The sequence below is a fragment of the Kitasatospora cheerisanensis KCTC 2395 genome (assembly GCF_000696185.1).
Classification (GTDB): domain Bacteria; phylum Actinomycetota; class Actinomycetes; order Streptomycetales; family Streptomycetaceae; genus Kitasatospora; species Kitasatospora cheerisanensis.
The window spans coordinates 6,962,520-6,975,921 of record NZ_KK853997.1; the positions used below are offsets into that span (position 1 = coordinate 6,962,520).

At 74.1% G+C, this 13,402-nt stretch carries 12 protein-coding genes and 4 pseudogenes; 7 read left to right on the top strand and 9 right to left on the bottom strand.

Translation table 11 applies throughout. The annotated features are described in order from the left end of the window. Positions 1 to 54: 54 nt before the first annotated feature. Entirely contained in the window at positions 55 to 612 is a 558-nt protein-coding gene (locus KCH_RS31290; RefSeq protein ID WP_244305509.1) for a bifunctional 4-hydroxy-2-oxoglutarate aldolase/2-dehydro-3-deoxy-phosphogluconate aldolase, read from the top strand. A gap of 413 nt (positions 613 to 1,025) precedes the next feature. Here the strand turns inward: KCH_RS31290 and cobM are convergent. From cobM to KCH_RS31310, 4 genes and pseudogenes are all read right to left on the bottom strand, one after another. After that, positions 1,026 to 1,861 (bottom strand): annotated as a pseudogene (gene cobM / locus KCH_RS31295) (precorrin-4 C(11)-methyltransferase). Next, a pseudogene (gene cbiE, locus KCH_RS31300) lies at positions 1,762 to 3,023 on the bottom strand (precorrin-6y C5,15-methyltransferase (decarboxylating) subunit CbiE). Before cbiE ends, cobM begins: the two co-directional pseudogenes overlap by 100 nt. A gap of 160 nt (positions 3,024 to 3,183) precedes the next feature. Further along, entirely contained in the window at positions 3,184 to 4,362 is a 1,179-nt protein-coding gene (locus KCH_RS31305) for a transposase domain-containing protein (RefSeq protein ID WP_279635925.1), read from the bottom strand. Between the two features lie 80 nt (positions 4,363 to 4,442). Further along, positions 4,443 to 4,889 carry a MarR family winged helix-turn-helix transcriptional regulator gene (locus tag KCH_RS31310; protein WP_244305510.1) on the bottom strand — a complete coding sequence of 149 codons (447 nt, stop codon included), beginning with the start codon at positions 4,887 to 4,889 and terminating at the stop codon, positions 4,443 to 4,445. Positions 4,890 to 5,109: 220 nt separating this feature from the next. On the opposite strand from KCH_RS31310, the gene KCH_RS31315 reads away from it, so the two are divergent. Next, a complete protein-coding gene (locus KCH_RS31315) occupies positions 5,110 to 6,213 on the top strand; it encodes an alpha/beta hydrolase family protein (RefSeq protein ID WP_244305511.1) in 1,104 nt (367 codons plus the stop codon). A gap of 110 nt (positions 6,214 to 6,323) precedes the next feature. Further along, positions 6,324 to 6,818, top strand: coding sequence for an HAD domain-containing protein (locus KCH_RS31320; protein ID WP_035874626.1), 495 nt, complete (start codon positions 6,324 to 6,326; stop codon positions 6,816 to 6,818). A 21-nt stretch (positions 6,819 to 6,839) separates the two neighbouring features. Here KCH_RS31320 and KCH_RS45295 read toward each other — a convergent pair whose 3' ends face one another. Then, on the bottom strand, positions 6,840 to 7,121 hold the full coding sequence (locus KCH_RS45295; protein ID WP_035868607.1) for a hypothetical protein: 282 nt from the start codon (positions 7,119 to 7,121) through the stop codon (positions 6,840 to 6,842). Between the two features lie 246 nt (positions 7,122 to 7,367). Next, a pseudogene (locus KCH_RS45300) lies at positions 7,368 to 7,613 on the bottom strand (DNA-binding response regulator); the annotation flags it as partial. Between KCH_RS45300 and KCH_RS47455 the strand changes: the two are divergent. Together KCH_RS47455 and KCH_RS31335 are read left to right on the top strand one after the other, a co-directional pair. Continuing rightward, complete coding sequence (locus KCH_RS47455) at positions 7,524 to 7,742, top strand: hypothetical protein (RefSeq protein ID WP_035868610.1); 219 nt, start codon at positions 7,524 to 7,526, stop codon at positions 7,740 to 7,742. The pseudogene KCH_RS45300 and the gene KCH_RS47455 overlap by 90 nt on opposite strands. Positions 7,743 to 7,805: 63 nt before the next feature. Then, positions 7,806 to 8,297, top strand: a complete 492-nt coding sequence (locus KCH_RS31335) for a hypothetical protein (RefSeq protein WP_035868613.1) — start codon at positions 7,806 to 7,808, stop codon at positions 8,295 to 8,297. Here the strand turns inward: KCH_RS31335 and KCH_RS38120 are convergent. From KCH_RS38120 to KCH_RS31350, 3 genes and pseudogenes are all read right to left on the bottom strand, one after another. Continuing rightward, positions 8,290 to 8,805 (bottom strand): annotated as a pseudogene (locus KCH_RS38120) (hypothetical protein); the annotation flags it as partial. The gene KCH_RS31335 and the pseudogene KCH_RS38120 overlap by 8 nt on opposite strands. A 452-nt stretch (positions 8,806 to 9,257) precedes the next feature. Continuing rightward, positions 9,258 to 9,620, bottom strand: coding sequence for a hypothetical protein (locus KCH_RS31345; RefSeq protein ID WP_051653656.1), 363 nt, complete (start codon positions 9,618 to 9,620; stop codon positions 9,258 to 9,260). 53 nt (positions 9,621 to 9,673) lie between these two features. Next, a complete protein-coding gene (locus KCH_RS31350) occupies positions 9,674 to 11,146 on the bottom strand; it encodes a carboxyl transferase domain-containing protein (protein WP_035868616.1) in 1,473 nt (490 codons plus the stop codon). Between the two features lie 238 nt (positions 11,147 to 11,384). On the opposite strand from KCH_RS31350, the gene KCH_RS31355 reads away from it, so the two are divergent. After that, positions 11,385 to 11,822 (top strand): RrF2 family transcriptional regulator, encoded by a 438-nt coding sequence (locus KCH_RS31355; protein ID WP_035868619.1) that lies wholly within the window; start codon positions 11,385 to 11,387, stop codon positions 11,820 to 11,822. Positions 11,823 to 12,177: 355 nt separating this feature from the next. After that, the gene (locus KCH_RS31360) at positions 12,178 to 13,356 is read left to right on the top strand and encodes a globin domain-containing protein (protein WP_035868622.1); all 1,179 of its coding nucleotides are present in this window, start codon (positions 12,178 to 12,180) and stop codon (positions 13,354 to 13,356) included. Positions 13,357 to 13,402: the final 46 nt, after the last annotated feature.

A 13,402-nucleotide genomic window follows, 5' to 3' on the forward strand; every position in this document is an offset into this window, starting at 1 on the left:
TCGCGTGGGGTGCGTAATAACTTCGTATAGCATACATTATACGAAGTTATACGAGTGATCCCCGACCCGGTCGCGCTGTGCGAGGCGCTCGCCGAAGGCGGCATCGCCTGGACCGAACTCACCTTCACCACACCGGACGTGGCCCGCCACGTCGCCGCCGCCGCGAAGGCCGGCTGCCGGATCGGCGTCGGAACCGTCCTCACCGCCGAGCAGGCCCGCGAAGGGATCGCCGCCGGCGCCCGGTTCCTGGTCACCCCCGGCCTGCGCCCCGCCGTCGCAGCCGTCGCCCGGGATGCGGAAATCCCCGTGGTGATGGGCGCGTTGACGCCCACCGAGGTTGCCGAGGCCCTCGACCTGGGGGCCGCCGCCGTGAAGATCTTCCCCGCGAAGACCTACGGCCCCGGCTACTTCAAGGACCTGCACGGCCCCTACCCCGGCATCCCCCTGGTCGCGTCCGGCGGCGTCAACGCCGGCAACGCCAAGGCCTTCCTCGACCACGGCGCCCTCGCTGTCTGCGCCGGGACCGACGTCGTCCCCCCGCAGACTGTTGCCGCCGGCGACTGGCCCGAAATCACCCGCCGCGCGAAGGCCTTCATCGCCTCGCTCGGCTGAGTGGCCGTCGGGCGGCTGCGCGGTGGGAGGCGGGGACGGGAAAGCGTTTTCCGGTTCCGTGCTGCCCCTGTTGACGTGGCATCGGAAAGCGCTTACCGGTTCCGCGAGAGGGAGCTGATGCGGTGCTGGAAAGCGCTTTCCGCATCCATTGCGGGGTCGAGTTAGAGGTCGGTAAGCGCTTTCCCGCTTCGCCGCGCTAGACCGGAAAGCGCTTACCCGCTTCGCCGCGGAATGTCGGAACGGAACCGGAAAGCGCTTGCCCGCTCCCGCGAGGGATCGCCGAATAGGAACCGGAAGGCGCTTGCCGGTTCCCGCGTCGGATCACCGAGAAGGAGTCGGAAAGCGCTTACCCACCCCGCCCAGGAAGGCCCGAGCGGAGCCGGTAAGCGCTTTCCCGCCGGACTCTTCCCGGCCTATCGGCTGCGGGTGGTGGAGTACAGGTGGCTGTCGCGGAACTCGGTCGCGGCGAGCGTGCGACCGACAATGATGACGGCAGTGCGGAGCACGCCCGCGGCCTTCACCTGGACGGCGATGTCGCCGAGCGTGCCGCGCAGCACGAGTTCGTCCGGGCGGCTGGCCATCGCGACCACCGCGGCGGGGCAGTCCGGTCCGTAGTGGGGGAGCAGTTCCTCGACCACGCTGTCCACGTAGCGGGCCGCCAGGTGCAGCACCAGCAGGGCGCCGCTCTTGCCGAGGACCGCGAGCTCCTCGCCGGGCGGCATCGGGGTCGCCTGTCGGGCCACCCGGGTCAGGATCACCGTCTGACCGACAGTCGGAACGGTCAACTCCCGCTTCAGCGCCGCCGCGGCCGCCGCGAACGCCGGCACGCCCGGCACCACCTCGTACGGGATGTCCGCGGCGTCCAGGCGGCGCATCTGCTCCGCCATCGCCGAGAACACCGACGGGTCGCCCGAGTGCAGGCGCGCCACGTCCTGGCCCTCGCGATGCGCCCGGACGATTTCCGCGATGATCTGGTCGAGGTCCAGGTTCGCGGTGTCCACCAGGCGGGCCCCGGCGGGCAGTCCGCCAGCAGTTCCTGCGGCACCAGGCTGCCCGCGTACAGGCACACCCCGCAGTTCGCCAGGGTGCGCTGGCCGCGCACCGTGATCAGGTCGGCCGCGCCCGGACCGGCGCCGATGAAATAGACCGTCACTTCGCTGCTCCTCCGAGTTCCTCGGCCGCGCCGGACGCCCCGGCGCAGCCGCCCTTGACGACGCTCCACTGGGTCACCGGCATCGCCTGCCGCCACCCCGTGAAGCCGCCCACCGGCACCGCGTGCGCGACGCTCAGCTTCACCAACTCGCCGCCGCAGCGCCGGTACCACTGCGTCAGCAGCGCCTCGGACTCCAGCGTCACCGTGTTCGCCACCAGCCGCCCACCGGGGCGCAGCGCCGCCCAGCACGCCTCCAGCAGGCCCGGGGCGGTCAGCCCGCCACCGATGAACACGGCGTCGGGGACGTCCAGTTCGGCCAGCGCCGCCGGCGCCTTGCCCTGCACCACGCGCAGCCCGGGCACCCCGAGCGCGGCCGCGTTGCGGACGATCCGCTCGGCCCGCACCGGGTCGCGCTCCACGCTGACGGCCCGGCAACTGCGGTGCGCCCGCAGCCATTCGATGCCGATGGATCCGGAGCCGCCGCCGATGTCCCACAGCAGCTCGCCCGGGCCGGTCCGAGCGCCGCGAGCGTTGCCGCCCGGACGTGACGCTTCGTCAACTGCCCGTCGGACTCGAAGAGTTCGTCGCGCAGGCCGGGCGTGAGCTGCTGGCACGGCGCGTCCGGGGCGGCCGCGCAGTCGATGGCCAGCACGTTCAGCGGATCGCCCGGCGGCAGCGACCAGCTGTCCGCCACGCCCTCGTGCAACGCCTCGGCCGGGCCGCCGAGTTGCTCCAGCACCCGGACCCGGCTCGGGCCGAACCCGCGCTCCGTCAACAGCTTCGCCACCAGCGCCGGGGTCGAAGCGTTCGCGCTCAGCACCAGCACTCGGCGGCCCGGGTAGAGCGCCGCGTGCAGCGACTCCGGGGCGCGCCCGACCAGCGTCACCACCTCGGTCTCCTCCACCGCCCAGCCCAGCCGGGCGCACGCCAGCGACACCGAGGACGGGTGCGGCAGCACCCGCAGCGACTCGGCCGGCGCCCCGCACTCGATCAGGGTTCGGCCGATCCCGTAGAACATCGGATCGCCACTCGCCAGCACCACCAGCCGCCGCTCCGCGAAGCGGGCCAACAGTCCCGGCACCGACGCCCGCAACGGCGACGGCCAGGGCACCCGATCCGCCGTCACCTCGTCCGGCAGCAGTGCCAACTGCCGTGCCCCGCCCAGCACGGCCTCCGCCGCGAGCAGCGACTCCCGGGCCGCTGCCGACAGGCCCGGCCAGCCGTCCGCACCGACCCCCACCACGGTGATCGCAGACACGCGCAAACTCCTCACAGCTCGGGGGACGGGCAGCCCGCAGCCTACCCGCAGCCGGCCGCCGTACCCCCCACGAGCTGCGGAGATCCACCGTGCGACATTGGCCACACCGGAGTCCGTCGGCATCGGGCTCGGGGGCATCGGGCTCGGGGGCGTCGGGCCGTCAGTGCAGCGCGGGAATCAGGTGGATGGTGGGGTGCCTGCGGACGGCGGGCGTTGTTCGGGCGGGCGGGAAGGCATGGCGGAGCAGGAGGAGGGCGAAGATCTCCTGGGCGATGCCGTCCGGGTGGTGGGAGCGGAGCACCGGGCCGGGGCCCGGTTGAGCGGGCGTCAGGTGGTCGAGGGCGGCGTCGGTGCGGGACTGCTGGACGAAGCGGGCGGCCAGCTCGGCGGCCGGGGCGGCGGCGGGGTCGAGGAGGCTGGTGAGCAGGCGGTGCGGCGGGGCGTGGCGGGGGTCGGTGTCGAGGCGGTAGTCGATGACGCGGACCTGCGCGGGGCAGGCGCGTTCGCGTCCCGGCTCGGCCAGTTGGGAGCCGTCGTCCAGCCGCGCGGTGATCGGGAGCCGCAGACTGCTGGGCACCTGCCAGAGCAGGTCCGCTCCGCCGGCGCGGGCGGCGTGCCAGGTGGCCGGGTCGGTCGTGCCGCGATCCGCGAGGGCGAGCGTGCCGCGCGTCAGCGCCGGGTAGATCGCCGCTTCGAGTGCGCTCTCGTGGTCCGGGAGCGGCCCGACGTCGGCGGTGAACACGGTGTCGGTGCCGCACTCGACCAGTGCGCTGACCCGCGCCTGCGGGAAGCCGATCTGGTCCTGAACGGCGGTTGTGCGGCCGGTGGTTCGGGACGGCGGCCGAGCGGTGGTGCCGACGGGGTGGCCGAAGAAGTCGGCGTTGGGTGCGCTGGCGGGGACGTCGAAGATCGCGCCGTCCAGGGCGACGAGTCGCAGGTCGCGGAACCAGGCGGCGGACGTGCTGCGGGCGGCCGGTGCGGGGCGGGTCCGTGCGAACAGGCGGCGCAGCGGTTCCGGGCCGAGCCGCTGCCGGGCCCGGTCGATCGCGGGCCCGGTCGGCAGGCTCCGGCCCTGCGGCCACCAGGGTTCGCGTGTCAGGCCGTCGATCAGCAGGCGGGCGGTGTCCGGGTGGCCGTGACCGCCCAACAGGCCCGTCGCCAGCACGAAGTAGACCACCACCCGGGCTGGCAGCAGGCGGCCGCCCTGTTCGATCCGGCCGGAGTCGAGCAGGACCTGGTCGACCAGTTCGGGCGGGAAGGCGCGCGTCAATGCCCCCAGCGCGGCCCGCTCCGCAGGCCGTTGGTCCGTCGGGACGTCTCTCTGCCGGGGCGCTGACACGCTGCGTTCAACGATCCGCCGGGTGTGAAGTCACTGCGCCGGTGGGGTGCTCGGACGCCGGGGCCGCGGGGCCCGTGCCGTCAGTCGAGGGCGTCGGCGGCGCGGCGCAGGGCGTCGGTGGCGCGGGCCAGCAGGCGGCGCAGCTGCTCGCGTTCGGCCGGGGCGAACTCGTCGGACAGGGCCTGCTCGACGGCGGCGGCGCGGTCGTCCGCGAGTTCCAGCGCGGCGCGGCCCCGGTCGGTGAGGCGCGTCTCCAGGACGTTGCGGTGCCAGCGGTGCGGGGCGCGTTCGACCAGTCCGCGTTCGGTGAGCAGCTTGAGCAGCACGGCCATCGCCTGCGGGGTGACCTGGCAGGCCCGGGCGAGCGCCGCGCCGCTGATGCCCGCGTTCTCCGCGAGCACGAACAGGGCCGCGTACTGAGGCACCGTCAGCCCGGCGGGTTCGACGGCGGTGCGCTTGGCGGCCATCAGCTCCTGGTCGGCGAGGTGCAGGTCGACGCCGAGACGGTCACTGGCAGGCATTCCCATGCGCCGATGTTACAAGGGCTGCTGATCGTCTCACCATTGACAGGTATCAAGGTATTGATGATGATCGCTGCGTTGCCTGCTGACTGTTGTCCGTTGGGTGCGTGGAGGGGGTGGGCCGGCCCGGCCCCTGCGCGAGCGTCCACGCGGCGACGCCCGGCACGCGATGTTGATTTGTCGATCTGTCAGCTCAGCTGGCGTCCGTGTCCGGAGGACCGCACCGATGACCGACCTCTCCTTCCTCTCCGCCCCCGGCATGGCGGCCGGCTTCGCCGCCGAGACCCGTCCGAGGGCGCACGGTGCGGGGATCGACGTCCACGAGTACGACCGGGTCACCGGCCCGCTGGAGTCCCTGCTCCAGTGGCCGGACGCCTGCCGCGCGGCTGCCCTGCGGCACCGCGCCGCCGCCGAGCGGGCCGCCGCGCGCGGCCACCGCCGGACGGCCGGCGAGCGTCACCGGCTGGCCGCCCGCTGGTTCCACCTCGGGACCTTGCTCCCCGATCCGGACCGGGACCGGGCGGCAGAACTCGCCGGGGAGGCAGACCGCGCGATGGGGCAGTCGCTGGCCCTGCTCGAACCGCAGGCCCGCCGGCTGTCCGGCGAAGGCTTCGCGGGCTGGCTCCGGCTGCCGGAGAACACGCCGGGGACGGCGAACGGTAAGCGCTTTCCGGTTGTGGTGGTGATCCCCGGCATGGACTCCACGAAGGAGGAGTTCCACGCCCTCGCGGACGCGCTCCTCGCCCGCGGCCTCGCCGTGCTGGCGATCGACGGCCCCGGGCAGGGCGTGATGGCGGCCGACACGACGATGAGCGCGGACGGCCACCGATCGGCGGTCGCCCGGGCGTTGGACGTGCTGGCCGGTGACGGTGACGGTGGCGGCGCCGACGGCGGCCCCCTCGATCTCGGGCGGGTCGCCGTCGTCGGCCTCAGCCTCGGCGGGTACTTCGCCGCGAGCGTCGCCGCCCAGGACCCGCGGGTGCGCGCGGCGGCACTGGTCAGCGGGCCGTACCGGCTGGACTGGGACGCGCTGGTCCCGTTCGTCATAGCGACCCTCGGCCGGCGCTGCGGCAGCCCGGAAGCCGCCCGCGCGTTCGCCGAGGCGATCGACCTGCGCGCGCTCGCACCGCAGCTGGACGGACCGCTGCTGCTGGTCGAGGGCGGCGAGGACCGGATCCCCGGCGTCACCAACGGGGAGGCGCTTTCCGCGCACCTCCCGCACGCCGAGGTGCTGCACGTCCCGCACGGCAACCACCTGCTCGGCAACGCGCTGGCGGACTGGCTGCCGGAGACCGCCGACTGGCTGGCCGACGCACTGCTGACGAAGTGACAGGCGGGCGGCCCGCGAAACGGCAGGCGTGGCGAGGCCGCCGCCCCGGGCAGAATCGACGCGATGAACGCTCCACTGCCCGGGCCGTTGCCCTTGCCCCTGCCGTTGCCCTGCTGTTCCTCGACGTCGACGGCCCGTTGATCCCGTTCGGCGGCGACCCCGCCCGCCGCCGAACCCACCTGACGGAGCGTCGGGTCCGCGAGCTGACCGGCGCGTCCAACCCGCTGCTGACGCGCGTCGATCCGGCCAACGGTCCCCGACTCGCCGCGCTGCCCTGCCGGTTGATCTGGGCCACCACCTGGTTCGACGACGCGAACACCTGCCTCGCCCCGCTGCTCGGCCTGCCGCCGATCCCCGTCCTGCCCGACCCGCCCCTCACCGCGCCCGACCCCGCACCCGGCGTCCACTGGAAGACGCCGGCCCTGGTGGCCCACGCCGCCGGCACCCCGTTTGCGTGGGTCGACGACGAGATCACCGAGGCCGACCGCCGCTGGGTCGCCGACCACCACCCCGGCCCGGCCCTGCTGCACCGCGTCGACCCCGAAGTCGGCCTGACGGAACGGGACTTCGTGCCCCTCGCGGCCTGGCTGCGCCACCAGTCCTGACCAGCACCGGGGAGCCGTACGTCAGCAGTCGGGGCCCAGGGCCACCGGAAGGCCGCGGATCCAGGCGGCCCGGTCCGGCTCGGCGACGGCGACGCGTTCCAGCGCCGCGACGAACCGGCGGCCCTCAGCGGCGTCCATTCCGCCGAGCTCGTGAGCGATGCCTTCGAGCGTGCTGAGCGCGAAGTTCGAGTCCGACCCGACGGAGACGAGGTCCTCCAGCGTCGCGATCGCGGTGAGCAGCGCCCTGACGACTTCGTCACCCGGAAACGCCGCGCCGCCGTCCTCTTCCACCTCAGTGATCACGGGACGATGCTGCCACGCGTGCCGCCTGCACCGCCTCCACCGCCACACGGGACGGCGAGACGACGGGGCGCCGAGCCACCGTGACGTTGGGACACCGGGCCATCGGGATGCCTGGCCACCGGGCCGCCGGGCCACTGGGCCACGCCCAGGTCGGTCGCGGCGTGCCGGGACCGGGCCCGCTTCGTAGGCGCTGATCGCCGCCTCCACCCGGTGGCGTGCGCCGAGCGTGGGGAGCACCGCGCTGACGTGTGCCTTCACCGTGCCTTCGAGCAGGCGCAGTTGGCCGGCGATTGCCGCGTTGGACGGGCTCGCGCCGAGGTGGGCGAGCGACTCGCGCTCGCGTGGGGTGAGGCGGCCAGTGAGCGGTGGGGGTGTGCGGCGCGGTGGGTGCGCAGCCCGGCGATGACCCGGCCGGCGAGCCGCGGGGTCAGGTGGCGGTGTCGTACCCGCGCCGACGTCTACCCGCCCGACCAGGTCCGCTCCGCGACCCAACGATCGTGCGCCCGCGGCGAGTTCTACCGCTCGGGCGGCACCCTCCTGGCCGAGGCCGACCTCTACCGCCTCTGCTGGGCCGGCCCCACCCTGCTCTCGAAGGGCGTGCTGCCCGCGCTCCGGCCCTGACCCTGCCGGCCGGCCGCCGTAACCGGTTCGACCTGATCGTCCGTCTGCGGAGATCATGTGAGCATGTCGTCATCGGAATCCGCAGCCAGCGTCCTGCAGGACCACGCCGTGCTCTGGAGCGTCGGCGAGATCCGGGCGGGCGAGGTGATCGGGGCCGCCTGCGACGCGCTCGTCGCCGGCTTCGACAGCCCCGCCCTGCGCACGCTGGCCGGGTGCGAACGCGCCGACGCGGACTACGACGTCCCCGCGCTCCTTCCTGCCGCACTCGCCGAACTCGGCCTCATCCACTACCCGGTCGGCAGTCCGGCCGGTCGGGAAGCCGCCGCCGGGGCCCTCGCCCGCCAGTTGCTGGCCGGCGCGCTCACCCCACGGGAGCTGGCGTTCCGGATCCACCAGCGCTTCGGACGTCAACTGCCTTTGGTCGAACGGCTCGCAGAACTCGACGACGAGTACGACACCCTCGAGTACAGCGACCGGACGCCGGCCCAGCTCGACGCCGAGGTCACCTCCGAAGCCCGACGCCTGGCCCGGCACGCTGCGCCGGGCGTCAACTGACCGGTGCTGTCGCTGCCGCGTCGTGAAGGGCCGTCAGGTGGGCGGCGAGGTCGGCTGCCGTGGGGCGATCGGCCGGGGCGGCGAGGAGCACGGGCCTGAGTGCGCCCAGGAGTTCGGGCCGCGGGGCGGTGGGGGTGAGCGGGACGGCGCGTTCGCCGTTCGCCCTGAACAGGTCGGCCGGGGCGGCCGTCGTGCGGTCGATGCCGGCGGCGCGGTAGTCGAGTGGCCAGTCTCCGGTGGCGCAGGTCCACAGCAGGACGGCGAGGGCGTGGACGTCGCTGGCGGGCGTGGTCAGGACGGGCTGCCGGTCGGCCGTGACGGCGGCGGCCAGTTCGGGTGCGGTGAGGTGGACCATCGTGCCGCGGAAGGCCGTCCACGGCGTCTCGTCGAGCCGCCGCGACCAGGCGAAGTCGAGCAGCCGCACACCCTCCCCGGTGTGGACGGCACGGGCGGGCTGGAGGTCGCCGTGGATCCACCCGAGCGCGTGGAAGTCGGCGACCGCGCGGGCGACTTCGGCCGCACCGCAGCGCGACCGTGCGGGCGCCGGCCCGGCCCGCCCGGACGGACTCGAACTGCCGCCAGGTGCTCGGACCTTCCACCCACCGCGTCACGTACCAGCTGCCGTCCGCGCCGAAACGCCCGCTCGCGGCACCGTAGCCCGGCAGCGAGTCGAGCACCGCCGCCTCCCGACCGGTGACCTCGGCCGCCGCACCCCGCCCGAACTTGATCGCGGTCGCCCCGCCCGGCCCGACCGCCCTGACCACCCGCGCCCCACGCCGGTCACTGACCTCCGCCAACGACACAGCCCCGCCGCACAGTTCCTCGGCCGCCCTCACCGCGTCCGCGGCTTCGACCACGCGCCTGTCCATCCCCGAGTCCTCCTTCGCCCCGCCGGTGCCGTCGCACTCGTGGGGCAACGAGGCGGACGGCGGCGGGACACTCCGCGCGTCGCGGTGGGTGTCACCAGATGAGGACGCCGCCGGTGGGCTCGGACTTGGCGCGGTGGGCGGCGGCGGTGATGTTGTCGAGGCGGGCGGTGAGGTAGTCGGGGGCGCAGCCGCACTGGGTGGCGAGGGATTCGTGGTGGGTGCGGAGGGTGGCGCATTCGGTGAGGAAGGCGTCGAGGTCGGGGTGGTCCACGAGGAGGTCGGTGGTGGCGAGTCGGGGGAGGAAGCGGGCACCGAGGGCGCGTACGGGGGCGGAGCCCCAGAGGTGGGTGCGGGTGCGTTCGAAGCCGGCCAGGGTGCGGCCGTAGGGAGGGTCCTCCAGGAGTTCCCAGTCGCCGTCGGGTCTGCGGACGAAGGTGTGGACGAGCAGGCTCATGCGGTGATTGTTCCGGAGGCCGGTGGTGCGGCGTCGAACGGTTTTCCGCGCGGTCAGCCGGCGGTGTGCGGGCCGCCGCCGAGGTGGCGGTTGCGGGTGCGGCGGGCGGCGAGGCGGGTGGCGGTGGGGAGTTGGGCGAGTTCGGCGAGGGCCTGGGTGATGGCCGTGGCGAGGTGGGTGCGGAGGTCGGCGGGGTCGTCGGTCTCGGGGACGACCTGGTCGACCAGGCCGGTCGCGGCCAGCGCGGTGGCCGTGATGCCCTGGGCGCGGGCGAGTTGAGGGGCGTGGTCGCCGTCGCGGTGGACGATGGCGGATGCGCCTTCGGGCGGCAGCGGGGCGAGCCAGGCGTGTTGGGCGGCGATCACCCGGTCGGCGGGCAGCAGGGCGAGCGCGCCGCCGCCGCTGCCCTGGCCGAGCAGGACGGCGAGGACGGGCGTGCGCAGGCCGACCAGGGTGGTCAGGCAGTGGGCGATCTCCAGTGCCACGCCGTCGAGTTCGGCTTCGACGGAGAGTTCCGCGCCGACGGTGTCGACCACGGTGAGCAGCGGCATGCCCAACTCCTCGGCCAGTTCGGCCTGGCGGCGTACGGCCCGCAGGTCGGCGGCGGTGAAGCGGAGTTCGGGCAGGTCGGGGCCGGAGCGTTGCTGGGCGACGACCATCACCGGCCGTCCGCCGATCAGGGCCAGGGCCCGGACGAGTGCGCTGTCGCCGTCCAGTGGGACGAACAACTCGGCAGTGTGGTACAGCAGTTCGCGCGCCGAGAGCCGCTCGGGGCGGCGGCTGCGGAGTACCGAATCCCAGGCGTCCTCGGTGGCGGCGGGAGGGGAGGGCGCGGCCGGAGCGGGTGAACTGGCCTCGGGCGGGCGGGTGGTGAGGACGGTGAGGGCGCGGGAGAGGAAGGTGCGCAGGCGCTCGGGCGGGACGATGGCGTCCAGGCGGCCGTGAGTGGCGAGGGTCTCGGCGCGCTGGACGGTCGGCGGCAGCGGCTCGCCCCGCAACTCCTCGTAGACGCGCGGGCCGAGGAAGCCGAGGCGGGCGTTCGGCTCGGCGAGGACCAGGTGGCCGAGGGTGCCCCAGGAGGCGAACACGCCGCCCATGGTGGGGTTGCGCAGGTAGGTCAGGTACGGCAGGCCGGCGGCACGGTGCGCGTGGATCGCGGCGGTGACGCGGACCATGCACAGGAACGCCGCGGAGCCCTCCTGCATCCGGGTGCCGCCGGACACCGGCAGGGCGAGCAGCGGGAGGCCCTCGGCGGTGGCGCGCTCCACGGCGCGGGTGATCCGTTCGGCCGTGGCGACGCCGATCGAGCCGCCGAGGAAGCCGAACTCGCAGGCGATCAGCACCAGCGGCCGCCCGTCCAGCAGGGCGTGGCCGGTGAGCACCGCCTCGTCCAGGCCGGTGCGGGCGCGGGCCCGGGCGAGGGCGTCCCGGTAGCCGGGGTCGGCGGGCTCGACGGTGATCGGCTCGTCCCAGGAGGTGAAGCTGCCGGGGTCGACCAGCAGATCGAGGAGCTGGCGTGCCGTCACCTGGGGCCTCCATCAGGGGAAACGGGAGCGGGGGAGCGGCGAAGAGGGGGCTTCGCGGTGCCGAGCCTACGGGCGGACGCCGTCCGCCGGCGGGCGCGCCGCACAGTGGTGATCGGGATCACCGCTGCGGCGTCCGCGCAGCGAGGGGAAGGGCCTGTCGGCCGCGGGGATGGAACGTGACGCACCAGACACGCACCTAATTGGTATCCAAGATGCTGAATTGGCTACAGTCAGGGCCGTGAGGCTGACCAAGAGCACCGACATCGCCCTGCGCATCGCGATGCGCCTGGCGGTGCTGGACGAGGACCAGACCCCGACCACCCGCGAGGTGGCCGAGGCGGTCGACGTCCCCTACAACCACGCGGCGAAGGTGGTCAGCCGTCTCCAGCACCTGGGCGTGGTCGAGGCCCGGCGCGGGCGCGGTGGCGGGCTCGCCCTGACCTCCGCGGGCCGCACCGGATCGCTCGGCCGGATCGTCCGGGAACTGGAGGGCGCGGGGGACGTGGTCGGCTGCGAGGACGAGCCGCCCTGTCCACTGCGGCACGCCTGCCGCCTGCGCGGGGCACTGCGCCGGGCGCAGGAGGCGTTCTTCGCGACGCTCGACCCGTTGACCGTGGCCGATCTGGTCGGTCCGCCGACCGGCCCGGTCCTGCTCGGACTGCCCGGCCGTGGATAGCCGGGTCCGGTCCGGCCGGACAACGGGAGCGAGGGCGGGAGCGGGAGCGGGGTCGGAGGCTCGCGGCGGTTGCGCGCCGCCGGGTCGCTGATCCTGCGTCAGCTCTCCGAGGGGCAGGTTCGCACGGCCGTCCGCGGCCGTCCGCGGCCCACCCGGGCATGCTCGGAAAGCGCTTTCCGCCCTCGGGCGCACCCGCCTGACCAGGCATTTCGGGTGGCAGCGGGCGGTGTCCGCAGGGTCGAGACCCCGAGCGGCACCGGGTGTAAGCAGTGGTACCAACTGTTCTCAGCAGTACGCGGTCCAGGTATTCCCACACCGTAAAATGCGCATCTCAGATGCGAGTTTGGAGCTTCGGATGCTCTCCGAGAAGTCCGCGCAGACCGTGCGTGCCACCCTGCCCGTGGTCGGTGCGGCCATCGAGCAGATCACCGGCTCGTTCTACCACCGGCTCTTCAACGCCCACCCCGAGCTGCTGCGCGACCTGTTCAACCGGGGCAACCAGGCCGACGGCAGCCAGAAGCAGGCACTGGCCGGCTCCATAGCCGCCTTCGCGAGCGCCCTGGTGAACAACCCCGACGAGCGGCCGGACGCCATGCTCGCCCGCATCGCCCACAAGCACGCCTCGCTCGGCGTCACCGGCCCGCAGTACCAGGTCGTCCACGACCACCTGTTCGCCGCCATCGTCGAAGTGCTCGGCGAGGCCGTCACCCCCGAGGTCGCCGAGGCCTGGGAAGAGGTGTACTGGCTGATGGCCAACGCCCTGATCGCCATCGAGCAGCGCCTCTACGAGGAGAGCGGCACCCACGGCGAGCGCCGCCCCTACACCGTGGTCTCCCGCACCGCCGAGACCGCCGACGTCGCGACCTTCCTGCTGCGCCCGGCCGACGGCGGCCCCGTCCCCTCCCACAAGCCCGGCCAGTACGTCTCCGTGCAGGTCGAACTCGCGGACGGCGCCCACCAGATCCGCCAGTACAGCCTGTCCGGGCAGCCCGAGGGCGGCCTGCAGATCACCGTCAAGCGGGTGGCCGGCGACCCGGCCGGCGAGGTCTCCACCCACCTGCACCAGCACGTCGACGAGGGCGCCACCCTGCTCGTCAGCGCCCCGTTCGGCGATGTGCAGCTGGCCGACGAGGACCGCCCGGTCGTGCTCGCCTCGGCCGGCATCGGCTGCACCCCGATCGTCGGGATGCTCTCCCACCTCGCCGAGACCGGCGCCACCCGCAAGGTGATCGCCGTCCACGGCGACCAGCAGGAGTCCGCGCACGCCTTCCGCGAGGAGTTCGGCCAGCTGGTGGCGAAGCTGCCGAACGCCGAGGCGCACGTCTGGTACGAGCGCCCCGAGGGCGAGTGGCCCGCCGAGCGCACCGGCCGCGTCGACCTGACCGGTCTGGCCGTCCCCGCCGACGCCGTCGCCTACCTGTGCGGCCCGCTGCCGTTCATGCGCGCCGTCCGCACCCAGCTGCTGGAGGCCGGCGTCCCGGCCGCCGACATCCACTACGAGGTCTTCGGCCCCGACATGTGGCTCGGCCAGTAGCACCCGCGACGCCGCTCAACTGCCGCGCGGGAAGCGGTGGATGAGC